The sequence below is a fragment of the Nostoc sp. ChiQUE01b genome (genome assembly GCF_034531255.1).
In the GTDB taxonomy this organism is placed as follows: domain Bacteria; phylum Cyanobacteriota; class Cyanobacteriia; order Cyanobacteriales; family Nostocaceae; genus Nostoc.
The window spans coordinates 87,235-100,034 of sequence record NZ_JAVRBM010000004.1 but is presented as its reverse complement, the minus strand read 5'-3'; the positions used below and the strand labels follow the sequence as shown (position 1 = coordinate 100,034).

The following is a 12,800-nucleotide window of genomic DNA, read 5'->3' as shown; positions in this document are numbered from 1 at the left end:
TTGACAGTGGATAAAGATGAACAAGGTAATTACCTGACCATTATCGATATTGAGGATTACCACTAACCGATACAGCAGGGGAGACAAGAATATGAGCCAGAATTTAACACCAGCAAGAGTACCAACACCTGGAAAAATTTTAAGTCGAGAATTAGAAGCGCGTGGCTGGACGCAAAAAGATTTAGCTGAAATTATTGGTCGTCCAGTTCAAACTATCAACGAAATTATTCGGGGAACCAAGCAAATTACACCAGAAACTGCGATCAAATTGTCGCAAGCTTTGGGTACTTCTGCTGAGTTTTGGACAAACTTAGAAGTAAAATATCGGCTTCATCTAGCGGGAAAAGAAAAAAAGCAGGAAGGAAAGGAGCAAATTATAACTCGTAAAAGTCAATTATATACAATTCTTCCCATGTCTGAAATAATCAAAAATGGGTGGATAAAAAAACAGATTCCATTGATAGTCTAGAACAGCAAATATGCAATTTTTTCTCCATACACTCCTTGGATGAAATACCTAAGTTAAGTGTTAATTTTCGTTGTTCAGAACATAGAAAGCCAGAAGATATTTCTCGCATAGCTTGGGTAAAATGAGTTGAGAATCTAGCTAAAAAACAAAAAATTACAAGCTTTAACCGCACAAAGTTAGAAAATGCCATACCAGAAATTCTTGCTTGTGTTGAAAAAGTAGAAAATATTGTACTAATTCCTAAATTACTAGAAGATTTGGGTGTACATTTTGTAATTGTGCCGCATTTGAGTAAAACCTATTTAGATGGTGCAGCTTTTTATTTATAGCGTAACCCAGTTATTGCACTGACATTAAGATATGACCGAATTGACTCATTTTGGTTTACTCTCCTGCATGAGTTAGCACATATAGTTTTAGGGTATAAAGGCAGCTACTTAGACAATTTAGACGCTTTAGAAGAGAACGAGGAGGAAATAGAAGCGAATCAGAAAGCTGCTGAATGGTTAATACATCCTCAGCCATATAAGGATTTTATTATCAGGAGCAAAAAAGTCTTTTCTCGTAAAGGTATCGAATAATTTGCTCAGACTCAAAGCAGGCATCCAGGCATAATTCTTGGTCACTTGCAATATGACAAATTAGTTCCTCATAAAAATTTAAGAGTGTTACTAGTAAAAGTTAGCCCCTTTTTCCAAAACTCAATTGATAATTAGATAGACAGGGATTTTAAATCCCTGTTTAATAGATAAAATCCATTAAAAATGGATTGGTAATTGTGAATATTTAAGATATATTGTTTAATTCTGCTCGCACTTACAGCACCAATAAATTGGATAATTTAGTTTTCAGCGTTCTTTGGCTCTAAATAAGGATGTGTGGTTAGTTGAGAATGATGATTTTTTTGATTTTGTACATAAATAACTACATCTTTAAGCTGCTTATAGCCTAGAGAAAAAACACCATATCCTTCTTGCCAAGCAAATTTATCAGATGAAGTATTAGAACTATGATTTAGATGATGAGAACTACTTCCTTTGATTTTTTTGACAAATTCCGAAACTGCCAAACTTGGTGGAATAGTAACAACTACATGAATGTGGTCTTCAATACCGTCAATTGCATGAATTTGACAATTTAATGCTTGTGCCTTGCCAAGAATATAATTATAAAGTTGCTGTTCTTTATTTGATGTGATAAGTGGTTGACGATTTTTTGTTGTCCATACTAAATGATAATATAGTCGCCACAAAGTCGGTTTGTCGGTCTGTCAGTCTGTCGGTTTGTCTGTCGGGATAGTTGGGATAGTCGAGATAACCACATCATCCCATATCAGAAAATGCGATCGCTATTTTTTATAAATGCAAACTACTGTAAATTAATCTACCTTCATCCCCGGAATAGTTACCCGTTCATTTTCATTTTTACGCTTTCTTTTCGTCTGTCCTCCTTTCCTCTCACTTTTATCCGCAGCTTTACCGCCTAATATTTCTGCTTCGGCGCGTTGTTGGTTTAAATCAAGCAAGCGTGCTAAAACTTCATCGTGGATTTCTTCGCGCCAACGATAACGCCAGGGTTTTTTCTTTTGTCGTCCACTGCTGTTTTCTGTGTCTTCTTCCTCTTCGTAGTCGAGAATAAAATCGCAGTCGGTGGGGATATCTGACCAGCCGTAAGCATCGAGGACGGCTTTATCCATTGCGGTGTGGAGTTCGCGGAGTTTGAGGATTTCAGGGTCGTATTCGTCGGGGTCGTGGAAGCGGTTGTAGGTGTCGGTGAGTCCTTGGTTGTTGCGAACCATTAAGGCGGCACGGTATTCGTAGTATTCTTTGCCTATAGCTTCTAGGGTGGGGTTGATTTCCCAGTTTTCGGGGAAGGGAAAGGTTTCAAAGCAGTTAGAAGGTGTATATTGAAGGTCATCCTTCAATGTTGAACTGAAAAATCTTGTCCAAATCTCATGCATTCGTGATTGTAATAAACAAAAAGCTCGATTCGATTGGAAAGCAAAGATGACGATTTTTTCGTTATAAACCATGCCTTTCGGAAGAAATGTAAATCCATAGGCATTACTTATCCGAGAAATAGCTAAGACACGTTCAAGAGGTGTGATAGCTTTATTTCCCTCTTGATTCCTACGTCCAAACAGCCACCACTGACAACTATAACTTCCTGGCTTGTTTTTTCGTTCTGGAAAAACTTTTTCTTTGACTATCGCATACAAATCCAAATATTCTTGCGTTTCAGCCTCACTGATCTCACCAAAATTAATTACATAGCGATCATGTGCATGAGTCGGACTAGAGTTAACCTCTTCTCCACCAATATAAGGAAATATTCGCTCTTGGTTTTTAGGATTCTGTTCAATCAATCGGTGCATTTCTGCAATAGATGTAGCTTCAGAATTGGAATCATCAAATGTAAAACCCATACCTAACACAATGCTATCAATAAAACTTTTATTGGTATTCGCTAACAATACAGCAGGGTTGCGATTTCCACCTGACTTAAATAAAAACGCAGAAATTAAATCAACTACACGCCCATCTAACAGCTTTACACCTTGATAATCACCATTAAAAACATAAACTACACTCACAACAACGGCAGCTAAACCTGGCCACTTTAACCGCGCGTGGGGCATATACCAAACGTAATTCTGTACCATTACACAAAATACCTACAGGAATTTCCTTCTCCCGCAACAGTCGCTCAAACTTCGCCTGGGGGCTGGCGTGCCATCGTGTAGATTTGATATTCTCACTGACTCTATCAAGATCAGTAGCAGAGGAAATGATCTGTACCAGCATTAACCAACCACCGTTATCAGGGTTGGGTACAGCATAGGTTGGTTGTAAGGTTTCACTGTATTCTGGTAGCGATACCGCCAAATCCTCTGGACTCTCGACTAAATCTGTTGGTTGCCAACCCAGAATTTCAACTGTGAAGGTGGAAAAATCAGAAATTACGCAGGTGTAGTTGCTACTGTCATCGGAGGAATCTCGGCTTACTATTTCGCTTAACCGTTGCTGTAACTCAACAACGTTGCGATTTACCGACATTTGGGCATTATTTAACGCCGTTGGCGACACTACCAACCCCATCGGCTGAAGAAAGCCCAACCATTCCTTATGCGCTTGAATTTCTCTATCCTTAACCACGACCGCCTCATTTGTTTTTAGGTGTCGTTGTTATTTTGCCCATCAGTCAGTTAGTAATTACTTAGTTGTGAATTTTCCCGCCAGTTATTTAGTAGTTAATTGCGAATTTCCCCGCCAGCTAGCGAGACAGCCAGACAGCCAGGGGTTATAAACCCCTGACTAATAGCAGAAGTCGGATAAATCCGACTCGAACCGTTTACATAGTCCTCTTGTAGAGGACTTTCGCTGTTAGACAGGGAATGTAATTCCCTGGCAGTTTTGGGGCTATGAGCCAGGGAATTGCTTGTTAACCCGAAACTGGCCACAAATAAATCAATCCCACAGGTTCAACTCGCACCGCCCTAACTTCGTAAGAAGCTTCAATTCGGGCAGGTTCTGAATTAATTTCTTCAGCCAGTGCTTTCAATCGCTTCTCCCAGTGGCGGCGGTCTGCTTCTAACTGCCGTTTTTCCTCGACAGGAAACTCTTCAAACGGAATCGATAGCTGAATAGGTTTGGTATTTTCAATTTCCTGCTTGCGTTGGCTAATACGCTGCTGCTGCTGTTCGAGAATTTTTTTCATCTCCACAGCTTCTTTTTTGCCCCGTTCGTTTAAATTTTTCTCAGCCCTTTGAGCCAAAACATTGGCACGGCGTTTCAAATGGGGGATCAAATCATTAATATCTTGGGCAGCATTCTGTTTCAGCAGTTCTTTAATCGTCTGGGATGCTTTTTGCAAACGAGGAGAAGCTAAAGAATCTTCCAATAAAGCCAGTACGTTGTCTTTCTCGCCTTCGTTTAAAGGTTGTAGTTTCTTGCGTCCCCTCGCTGTAGGTAGCGTTTGGTATCTGTATATTCGGTAAAGATAATTACTCGCTTCTCTAACCAAGCAGCATTCGCTTTACCCAAATTAGTACAGAGATTTTGTTTAATCCATACCACTAATTTTTCAACTCGTGGGTCTGCTTGATATCTAGTTTGGTTCGCTACATCGGTCATTTCTTCTAAAATTTCCAATTCCCGGCAGCTTAAGCCAAAGCTAGCAGCCTGTGCAGTAGCCACCGTTACCTGAGTATCTTCTTCTGCTTGTACTTCTTCTTCCGTTAGTTCAGCGCGTTCATCATCAGCGCCAGGAGGTTCTAACAGCAATGGTAAATTCTCGATGGCGTTTCCAGAACGGTTAGCCCTGAGCGTTCGCGTAGCGTCTCTTAGAGAAGCCGAAGGGCTAATAGATTGCTTTTCAATTGCCACCCGATGAACTTTCAAAGTGCGTGCAAAAGCTTCAATGGAAGTCTTCCTTTACAGAAGGTTTAGCCACTACATTTTCTACAAGATACTGCCGCGATCGCACCCGCACAATTTGCCCAGTAACAACACTCATCCTCTAGAATCCTTTGCACGCTGAAATCCCTACACCAACCACAGAGAAGCCATTTTTTGCATGAAAAATTACCTGTGAAGCGATCGCTTACAGTTACAAATCCAGATATTTTAATTGAGTATAAAAATTTACAATTTAAAAATATATTTGAATATATTTTTAAATTTAATAACTCAAAATGAATGTATTTTTAAATATTTAGCTAAAATAGGTTTATGTTGCATTTTTTAAACTATTTGAGTCTATTTAATCAAAATATTGATATATTACACTCGTCAAGACTATCCATAATTATGGCTGTCAAAGTGAGAAACTATACCAATTTTTATGTTTAAAATTTAGCAATACACCTCGAAAAGAGCATTAGTGCTAATACTGAGATTGATATAAATTAAAACTCATATAGTCAGACCTAAGTGTGATTGCGGTAGTTAGATTTGATGAGAAATTGCGATCGCACTGCACCATCTATTGAGGATTTTGATAGGAATTACCGGAACCAAAAGGGTTCCAGGATATAGCCGCCATTACCAAGAATTAGTTAACCCAAATAAAACGTCTATTGCTTTTAACTGACTCTATTTGTCACTAGACGTAGACTCATGTTTTTTCAACCATTCCTTAATAGCCTGCTCCAATGCCGCTGTCTGGGTTATTTCCAGCTTGCTTGGTTGTCAGGTGAGCAAAAAGGTGAACTTTGGAAAGTAAATCAACTAAATTTTTACTGTGCTTTAGATACTCGGATGTTGACTAATGAAGGAACTCAACAGGTAATTGAAGAGAAAGTCACAAAAATTACTAAAATTTTAGTGAAACAAAAACAGAAAGATGACCTCAACGCTCAACAGCAAGCTTCTATTACTCGTCAGCAATCCACGTTAGATCGAATTGATGTTCAATAACTATCCTGTCTAAAAGTTACTTAAGAGGGTTGAAAGGAATGTCATCTTCCTAATACTAAAGTGTCAAAAGCCATGCTGGGTAATGGAAGGTTGAAATAAATCAGTATTTTTTGTGAAGAAAATATTTTACCAGTTACTTACTGATTAGTTGCTTCATCATAATCATGTTTAATAGGTAAAGGTAGTGCTGAGTGCAAAATAAAAAATCTCCCCATTGAAATTTGGTTTAGCAAAATACTGGTGAGTTTAATATAGAAGCTAGTATGTTAATTAGACGATAATCTGATAAAATATTAATTTTGTTAACAGTAGCGAAAACTAATTCGACAACACTAATGCGTTAATAGCGACATTAATTTGCGAAAACTTAGATATAATTAAATTGACCTCAAAAATAGCCAAAACGACATTAATTTGCGAATTGCGACATATAATTTGCGAATCTACAGATTTTAAAGCGGGCGATGGGACTCGAACCCACGACGTTCACCATGGGAAGATGACATTCTACCACTGAATTACACCCGCAAATTGCTACCATAAATCTCTGCCTAAAATTAAGCATACCACTATTTACAGCTGTTTTCAATTGGCTAGAACATACACCATTTTGACAACTGCTGATGCATGAGTCCTGTGGCTGTTCAGATTAGGAAATTTTTTTAGCTAGCGATGACGCCACTTACTACAATATTTAACTAAAGAACAATGTCCTCGCCCCGCTCAGTGAAGCGAACCTCTTTAATATTCCATTGAGCATTACTCGTTAAGGTTTTGCGGAGACTGCCAAACAGAGCAAACTGTTCACAACTAGAAAGAGAAGTTATTTGCCGCTTTGACTCAGGAGATATGCGTAAATCAACTGTAGCAATGCCATTTTTGATGTTGACACGATACCCAGACAAGCTAAAGTCGCTTGTATCTCGTTTTTCTAAGATTTTACTCACGACATTTGTCACTGGCTCATCTGCTGGTACTGAAACCTTTTCTGGAATTAGTTTTTGACATTGGGTATCACTTGTGTATATTATTATGTTAGTAGTTTTACTAGTGGCAACTTCAGAAGTTGATGAGGAAGGCGTATTTTCCTTAGAAGATTCTTGATTAGGAGATTTTTCTCTCAACTGAGCTACGCTAGGAATTTGGCTGGGAGTTTGAGAAGATACGCTATTCGTCGGTGCTGTGGTAGGGTATGGCGTTGCGCTGTCAATATTATTCGCGGTGGGGTTAGAACTACAACTACCAAGGCTCACAACCATTGTCACAAAAATAAGAGGTAAAAAATATTTCTTGATTGTGTTCATAAATTTTGCTTATAAATGATCTTGTTGTTATCAATTTCAGTATCGCAGGTATCAATTCCGCATAAATTCGTGAATATTGAGCCAGTCTATAAAGTGTCAAACCAAATTATGTTAAGGTCAAATTTTATACTATAATTCCAAAATTACAACATCTGCTATTCAAGAAGCGATGTCTGACGACAACCCGCTTTGCGTCTGCGTCAATTCCAAAAAGCTTGACTAAAACAAGTAGAAATGCAGTAAACCAGAGAATTGCTGCAAGCAGTAGCACTGCATCTGCACTTGCTGTTCGTGTTAAATAAATTTGGCAAGAATAAAATCAACTCTTTGCACAGTAGAGCTAAATCATACTGTTTTAGAAAAACTTGTGCTTGTAGGTTACTGATTAAAAGCAAATTACTAGTTTTCACTACTTTTTTGCTTCGTCAATTGCTGGACTAATAATTGCACTCCCAAAGCCAACAAACCAATTGCCACTATAGCAAAAATCCCGCTACCTAAAGCAACTACACCAACAACCAGAGTGCGGACGGCAGAAGAAATCTTCACCACCAATGGATTGATTGAATGGATCGGTTTATTAGCAAAATTTGTCGCGATCGCAATCATCAGCGAATACGCTGCAAATCCCATCCCTCCAGAAATCACCGCCCCAGTAAAACAGCGTAACGGACTAGCTGTCACCTGTTCTTTAGCATCTGTTTGCGGCGTTAGATTTTGGTCATTCATAATATTTAGATTTTAGATATTAGATTTTGGATTGGAGCATTAGGAATAATTATTGTCCTCAGCTAATCGTGATTCACATTGCATCTCTACCTCTTTACTAGGGATTTGAACTATGCAATTAAAAAACTTATCAGCTTATTTCTTATACTCGATTTAACGACAAAGATTTATTTAAATTGAAGATGCCACCTGAATACCATGTGTAATTGTCCGAGTCACAAACAATTCTAAGTCTTCATCAAGAATTGCTTCTTTAATTTTTAACTTGACTTGTTCTGCCTGCTGTTGAGACTCAAAAAGAGCAAATACTGTTGGGCCAGAACCAGACATCATTGTTCCTAAAACACCTTCTTGATTTGCAAATACTTCTCGCAACTGCAAGACTTGGGAATAAACTGGCAATACCACGCGCTCTAAATCATTGTGCAGTTTTTGGGCAATTTCTCTTACGTTTTTATCCACGATAGCTTTTACTATTGCTCCTGAATGAACTGCATTAGCACGCGCTGTCAAGTTGTCGCTATCTCTAATATAAGAATGACCAAACTGCTGTCGATAGGTTTTGTATGCCCAAGCGGTGGAAACTTCTAAACTGCGGTATTTTGCTAACACTATATAGATACTATCCAAACTTGGCAGAGGAGAAAGTTGCTCACCTCTACCTGTTGCGATCGCAGTTCCACCCGCCACACAAAATGGTACATCTGAACCGAGTGTACCTCCCAACTCCTCTAATTCTGACTGAGTTAATCCCAACTTCCACAGTAAATCTATCCCCACCAACACAGCTGCTGCATTCGTCGAACCTCCAGCCAACCCAGCAGCTACAGGAATCTGCTTGTTGACGGTAATCTCCACGCCTCCATATTTAGCAAAGGCTTCGGGAAATTGCCTCACCATTAATTCTGCTGCTCGGTATGCCAGATTACTATTATCTGTCGGTACTTGTGGGTGGTTGCAGTGAACACGGATACTGTCAGTGCTAATAGAACGTACATCAACTTGATCTGCAAGACCAATACTTTGAAGTATCATGGCTAACTCGTGATAACCATCGCGGCGTTCGCCAATGATTTCCAGATACAAGTTGATTTTAGCAGGGGCAATTAGGCTGTAGGAACGCATTTTCTGGGAGTGGGGAAGGTGGGGCCCCCTCTGGGGATAAGGGGTAATGGGGAATGGGGAATGGAGAATGGGGAATGAAGTATGGGGAATGGAAAAAAATCTGCCTTGTTCCTTACTCCCTACTCCCCACTCCCAATTGATTTGCTAGAATCACCCATTGCTGAACGCTGAGGTCTTCGGCTCTGGCTTGGGGATTTATTTTTAATTGTTCCAGTAAGTGGCTCAAGCGATCGCGTTCTATAACTGATTGCAAATTATTTCGTAACATTTTGCGTTTGGCACCAAACCCCAACTTTAAGAAATTTTCTAACTGTCGGGGATTAAGTGCTGGTGTCTCTATTTTTCGGGGGCGCAATCGCACCACTGCTGAATCAACTTTTGGCGGTGGATGGAATGCAGCCGCTGGGACTGTGCAGATTAACTCACACTCAGCCAAATACTGTACTCGCACACTCAACGCTCCAAAAGCTTTTGATCCTGGTTTAGCATATAATCTTTCTGCTACTTCTTTTTGTACCAGCAACACTATTGAGTCAAATGGTTCGGGGTTAGGGTTAGCGATCGTACCCAGTAGTTTCTCAATAATTGGCCCTGTAATGTTGTAGGGAATATTGGCTACTACCTTATTTGGCTGTTGGAAATTGGGAAAGGCTGTCAAATAAGATGGTAAATCTAGAGTGAGAAAATCGCCTTGCAGCAGTAAAAAATTTTCAGTCTTACCAAGCTGCTTTGACAACAGTTGGCATAAGTCGCGGTCTATTTCAACTGCAACCAGAGATTGGACTAAGGGTAATAAACGACGAGTCAAAATGCCAGTTCCAGGCCCAATTTCCAGGATGCGATCGCTTTTTGTACACTCAGCTGCTTTAATAATTGCGTCGAGCGCCTTTTCACTTTTGAGCCAATGTTGAGCAAAGACCTTACGAGGTCGGATCATCTGTATTTATTACCTAGTCTAATTTTTAGCTTTTTCTCAAAAATTAATTATAAATTTTGAAACCGATCCTAACTTCAGTTTTAAAGCCAAGCGTGGTAGGTGGTTTATCGCCTGTCAGATTTCACCCTCCCCTTGTGATGGAGACATGATTTGCTTTTGCTGTTCTTGTAGCCAGTTTTCAAAGAGTTCATTCAACAGGCGCATTTTCATAAATTCATCCAGTTGTGCTGGAATAAATTTTTCTAACCGCAAAATCACAAACCAGTCAGCGATACGGGTAGGGGGCAATATCTGACCTGGTTGACTGCTAGAGAGCATTTGCACCATTATCGGATGTAGTGCATTCAGTTCAATCGGGCCTACCAAGCCACCAGTTTGGGCTTCCGGCCCGAGTGAGTATTCCCGCGCTAAATCAGCAAAAGAGTTTTCTTTTGCCTGAATCCGAAAGTAGAGTTCTTGAGCAATTCCCACATCCTGGGTTCGCAGTAGCGAATAAATTACTTTGTCCAGTTTTGCTTTGGACTGAAAAAAGTAAGATTCCAGTTTATTACCCCAAGTGGCTTGCTTAAATTTTTCGATTTTCAGCTTACGAGTGGTAATAATTTCTAGTTGATCGAGAGTCAGTCCTTGATGTGCCATCCAAGCCTGGATGTCTTCTTCATTTTTGAACTGTTTTTCAGCATAAAACTGCTGTTTAGCTTGGGCTACTTCCTCAGGGGTACACTCTATTACTACCTTGGCAGAGCGTGAGTTTTGCTCTATCGCCTCATCAATGATTAATTCGCGCTGCAACTGTGGCAGCATTTGGTAACTTGCCAGTAAAGAAATCAGTTCACTAGCTGTAATTGTACGATTACCGATTTGGATCGCTTCAGTCATTAGCTTTCGGTCATCTCAAGAATATCTAGTCTGTTAAAGAAGCTATAGTTCCAAATTTCATAGTCAAATATAGTCAGACAGGAAAACTTGGGTTTAAGCAACTCTACTTTCAGCATTAAGACGCTTAAATAGTGGAGTTATCCGCCTTGGATGTACTACCAGACACCCCCTATCCCTTAGAATAGATTTGAGACAATCAAACCCTTCGGGATTACTTTTTCTGCCGATGTTAAATGCACCATTGACGTCGGCATGAATCTTCAAACCAGGCGAACTCACATACCAGGCACGTTTTACACGCAATCCTTTGAATACTAGTTTTACCTTGTTGTTAGGTTTGTATGTTGGGATGATGTCCCAATCAAGAAAAGATGCCTTACTAGTGTAGGATTCTTCTATAACCTTAACGGTAATGCCAACTCGTTGTAATTTATAAGTTAGCATTTCGATAAATTTAGCGTGTGGTATTTGAGTAAAATTTTGGTTTGTACGCTTACCTAAATTAAGACGTGTTTTCCATTGCTGGTTTTTCCCTATTGATACATGAGTTACACCCAAAACTAAAAATTCATCTACAATCATCTTCGTAGATTGATGTAAATATGAATCTACAAAGTTGTTGCGGTTACGAATGATGTTTGCAATGCGCCGAGATTTTCCTTGGACAGTAGGCAGGAAACCCCGAAATTTTGCAATCTGTTTGTTGTAGAACTGATTAACTGATTTTAGCGGTTTCCCGTTTACTGCAATTGGTTGGATGGTTGGGTCATTAAAAACAATGGTTGCTAGATTGTCCAAGCCAATGTCTATTGCTGCTGCTAGTTGAGGATTTAAGCTACAAAAAAACTGTGAATAATCTGCTATTTCATAAACTACTTCAATCACAAAACAACCAGTGCGCGGTAAAATCCGAACCTCACACACGTCTTCAAACTTTAATCCCGGTTTAACTGGAATTTTAATTGGGGACATCGATGGAACAATCCATCCCTTATTAAATTCTCTTTTCCCAACTGCCTGATGATTAAATTTAACTAGATTCTTGTTATCTATATAGCTTGGTGGCTTTGGTTTACCTGTAAATTTAGTTGCATCAAGCTTATATACCCTTAGTGCTTTGCAGTAAGCAATACAAGCGTCTGCGTTCTGCTTTAAAACAAGTTGAGACACTTTAGCAGGCATTGCCTTGTAGCTTTCCTGAAGTTTCAATAAACTATCTAATTTAGCTTGTGTTTGAGTTCCCCATCCATAGAAAAATCCTTGGCGTTGAGTAAATTGAGCAACATTATAAAGTTGTCGAGAAAATGTGGTTATTTCAGTACAATAATCAAACCACTCATGACCATCTTTAATTATGTGCTTTTCTACTTGACGCATGACGTATTGTTTTATATATGTGATTAATATATCAAAAAAGATACCCTTGAAATATATTTGACTAGAGAATAATTTTAGTCAAGACCAGAATTTAGCGCTTCAACTATCTTCTCTGTTTTTCGTTTTGCCCGGCGTTGACCATATAGCTGTGCTGAGAAGCTGGTAATATTAAACCCCGCCCTTAAGGGCGAGGTCTCATAGCTACTAAATCTTGCATCAACTCGTCACACCCATTGTCAGCCAAGTTAATTACCTCTAAGCTTATATTCAGTTTTGTTGGGTATAGTATTTTACCCGCTTTGTAATGCCTCCAAGCTGTAAGGTAGGAAATTCCTACCGTTTTGGCATAATCACACAGCTTCATCTCTACTAAGAACTTTAGACTATATCTGACTATACTAGACTATATTTTGTTTAAAGTTTTATAATACCTTAGCCCATTTTCTAGAAGCTTTTACCTTAATTCTACCGAGTTAGGTATGCTAGCCTCACTTTCGCAATAAAATGGTTACTTTAACATACTTAAAAATATACAGTTTATATGAGTTTTTATCAAAGATTCT

14 protein-coding genes and 1 tRNA gene are annotated in these 12,800 nt (G+C 39.1%); 3 read left to right on the top strand and 12 right to left on the bottom strand.

Annotation, left to right across the window (positions count from 1 at the left end; all coding sequences use genetic code 11):
- Positions 1–91 precede the first annotated feature (91 nt).
- Together RMY63_RS04400 and RMY63_RS04395 are read left to right on the top strand one after the other, a co-directional pair.
- Positions 92–469, top strand: a complete 378-nt coding sequence (locus RMY63_RS04400; protein ID WP_322727528.1) for a HigA family addiction module antitoxin — start codon at positions 92–94, stop codon at positions 467–469.
- A 341-nt stretch (positions 470–810) separates the two neighbouring features.
- The gene (locus RMY63_RS04395) at positions 811–1,050 is read left to right on the top strand and encodes an ImmA/IrrE family metallo-endopeptidase (RefSeq protein ID WP_322727622.1); all 240 of its coding nucleotides are present in this window, start codon (positions 811–813) and stop codon (positions 1,048–1,050) included.
- Between the two features lie 260 nt (positions 1,051–1,310).
- Here RMY63_RS04395 and tnpA read toward each other — a convergent pair whose 3' ends face one another.
- From tnpA to RMY63_RS04370, 5 genes are all read right to left on the bottom strand, one after another.
- Positions 1,311–1,721: an IS200/IS605 family transposase gene (gene tnpA / locus RMY63_RS04390; protein WP_322727527.1), complete on the bottom strand. Its 411-nt coding sequence runs from the start codon at positions 1,719–1,721 to the stop codon at positions 1,311–1,313.
- A 126-nt stretch (positions 1,722–1,847) separates the two neighbouring features.
- On the bottom strand, positions 1,848–3,131 hold the full coding sequence (locus RMY63_RS04385) for a type IIL restriction-modification enzyme MmeI (RefSeq protein WP_322727526.1): 1,284 nt from the start codon (positions 3,129–3,131) through the stop codon (positions 1,848–1,850).
- Positions 3,040–3,624, bottom strand: a complete 585-nt coding sequence (locus RMY63_RS04380) for a hypothetical protein (RefSeq protein ID WP_322727525.1) — start codon at positions 3,622–3,624, stop codon at positions 3,040–3,042. Before RMY63_RS04380 ends, RMY63_RS04385 begins: the two co-directional genes overlap by 92 nt.
- A 286-nt stretch (positions 3,625–3,910) precedes the next feature.
- Entirely contained in the window at positions 3,911–4,369 is a 459-nt protein-coding gene (locus RMY63_RS04375; protein WP_322727524.1) for a hypothetical protein, read from the bottom strand.
- 32 nt (positions 4,370–4,401) lie between these two features.
- The gene (locus RMY63_RS04370) at positions 4,402–4,854 is read right to left on the bottom strand and encodes a hypothetical protein (RefSeq protein WP_322727523.1); all 453 of its coding nucleotides are present in this window, start codon (positions 4,852–4,854) and stop codon (positions 4,402–4,404) included.
- Positions 4,855–5,586: 732 nt separating this feature from the next.
- Between RMY63_RS04370 and RMY63_RS04365 the strand changes: the two genes are divergently transcribed.
- Entirely contained in the window at positions 5,587–5,886 is a 300-nt protein-coding gene (locus RMY63_RS04365; protein ID WP_322727522.1) for a hypothetical protein, read from the top strand.
- A 456-nt stretch (positions 5,887–6,342) separates the two neighbouring features.
- Here the strand turns inward: RMY63_RS04365 and RMY63_RS04360 are convergent.
- The 7 genes from RMY63_RS04360 to RMY63_RS04330 form a co-directional block, all read right to left on the bottom strand.
- Positions 6,343–6,414, bottom strand: a tRNA-Gly gene (locus RMY63_RS04360).
- Positions 6,415–6,584: 170 nt separating this feature from the next.
- Entirely contained in the window at positions 6,585–7,190 is a 606-nt protein-coding gene (locus tag RMY63_RS04355) for a sporulation/spore germination protein (protein WP_322727521.1), read from the bottom strand.
- Between the two features lie 399 nt (positions 7,191–7,589).
- Positions 7,590–7,919 (bottom strand): DUF3082 domain-containing protein, encoded by a 330-nt coding sequence (locus RMY63_RS04350; RefSeq protein ID WP_322727520.1) that lies wholly within the window; start codon positions 7,917–7,919, stop codon positions 7,590–7,592.
- Positions 7,920–8,090: 171 nt separating this feature from the next.
- Positions 8,091–9,044: a 4-(cytidine 5'-diphospho)-2-C-methyl-D-erythritol kinase gene (ispE, locus tag RMY63_RS04345; protein WP_322727519.1), complete on the bottom strand. Its 954-nt coding sequence runs from the start codon at positions 9,042–9,044 to the stop codon at positions 8,091–8,093.
- Positions 9,045–9,156: 112 nt separating this feature from the next.
- Positions 9,157–9,981: a 16S rRNA (adenine(1518)-N(6)/adenine(1519)-N(6))-dimethyltransferase RsmA gene (gene rsmA / locus RMY63_RS04340; RefSeq protein ID WP_322727518.1), complete on the bottom strand. Its 825-nt coding sequence runs from the start codon at positions 9,979–9,981 to the stop codon at positions 9,157–9,159.
- 114 nt (positions 9,982–10,095) lie between these two features.
- The gene (locus RMY63_RS04335) at positions 10,096–10,860 is read right to left on the bottom strand and encodes a peptidylprolyl isomerase (RefSeq protein WP_322727517.1); all 765 of its coding nucleotides are present in this window, start codon (positions 10,858–10,860) and stop codon (positions 10,096–10,098) included.
- Positions 10,861–10,953: 93 nt separating this feature from the next.
- Complete coding sequence (locus RMY63_RS04330) at positions 10,954–12,237, bottom strand: transposase (RefSeq protein ID WP_322727516.1); 1,284 nt, start codon at positions 12,235–12,237, stop codon at positions 10,954–10,956.
- Positions 12,238–12,800: the final 563 nt, after the last annotated feature.

Excerpts from the sequence above, each read along its gene's own strand:
- RMY63_RS04400 (WP_322727528.1), top strand. The coding sequence starts at position 92 with ATGAGCCAGAATTTAACACCAGCAAGAGTACCAACACCTGGAAAAATT.
- RMY63_RS04385 (WP_322727526.1), bottom strand. The coding sequence starts at position 3,131 with ATGGTACAGAATTACGTTTGGTATATGCCCCACGCGCGGTTAAAGTGG.
- RMY63_RS04365 (WP_322727522.1), top strand. The coding sequence starts at position 5,587 with ATGTTTTTTCAACCATTCCTTAATAGCCTGCTCCAATGCCGCTGTCTG.
- RMY63_RS04355 (WP_322727521.1), bottom strand. The coding sequence starts at position 7,190 with ATGAACACAATCAAGAAATATTTTTTACCTCTTATTTTTGTGACAATG.
- RMY63_RS04350 (WP_322727520.1), bottom strand. The coding sequence starts at position 7,919 with ATGAATGACCAAAATCTAACGCCGCAAACAGATGCTAAAGAACAGGTG.
- ispE (WP_322727519.1), bottom strand. The coding sequence starts at position 9,044 with ATGCGTTCCTACAGCCTAATTGCCCCTGCTAAAATCAACTTGTATCTG.
- rsmA (WP_322727518.1), bottom strand. The coding sequence starts at position 9,981 with ATGATCCGACCTCGTAAGGTCTTTGCTCAACATTGGCTCAAAAGTGAA.
- RMY63_RS04335 (WP_322727517.1), bottom strand. The coding sequence starts at position 10,860 with ATGACTGAAGCGATCCAAATCGGTAATCGTACAATTACAGCTAGTGAA.
- RMY63_RS04330 (WP_322727516.1), bottom strand. The coding sequence starts at position 12,237 with ATGCGTCAAGTAGAAAAGCACATAATTAAAGATGGTCATGAGTGGTTT.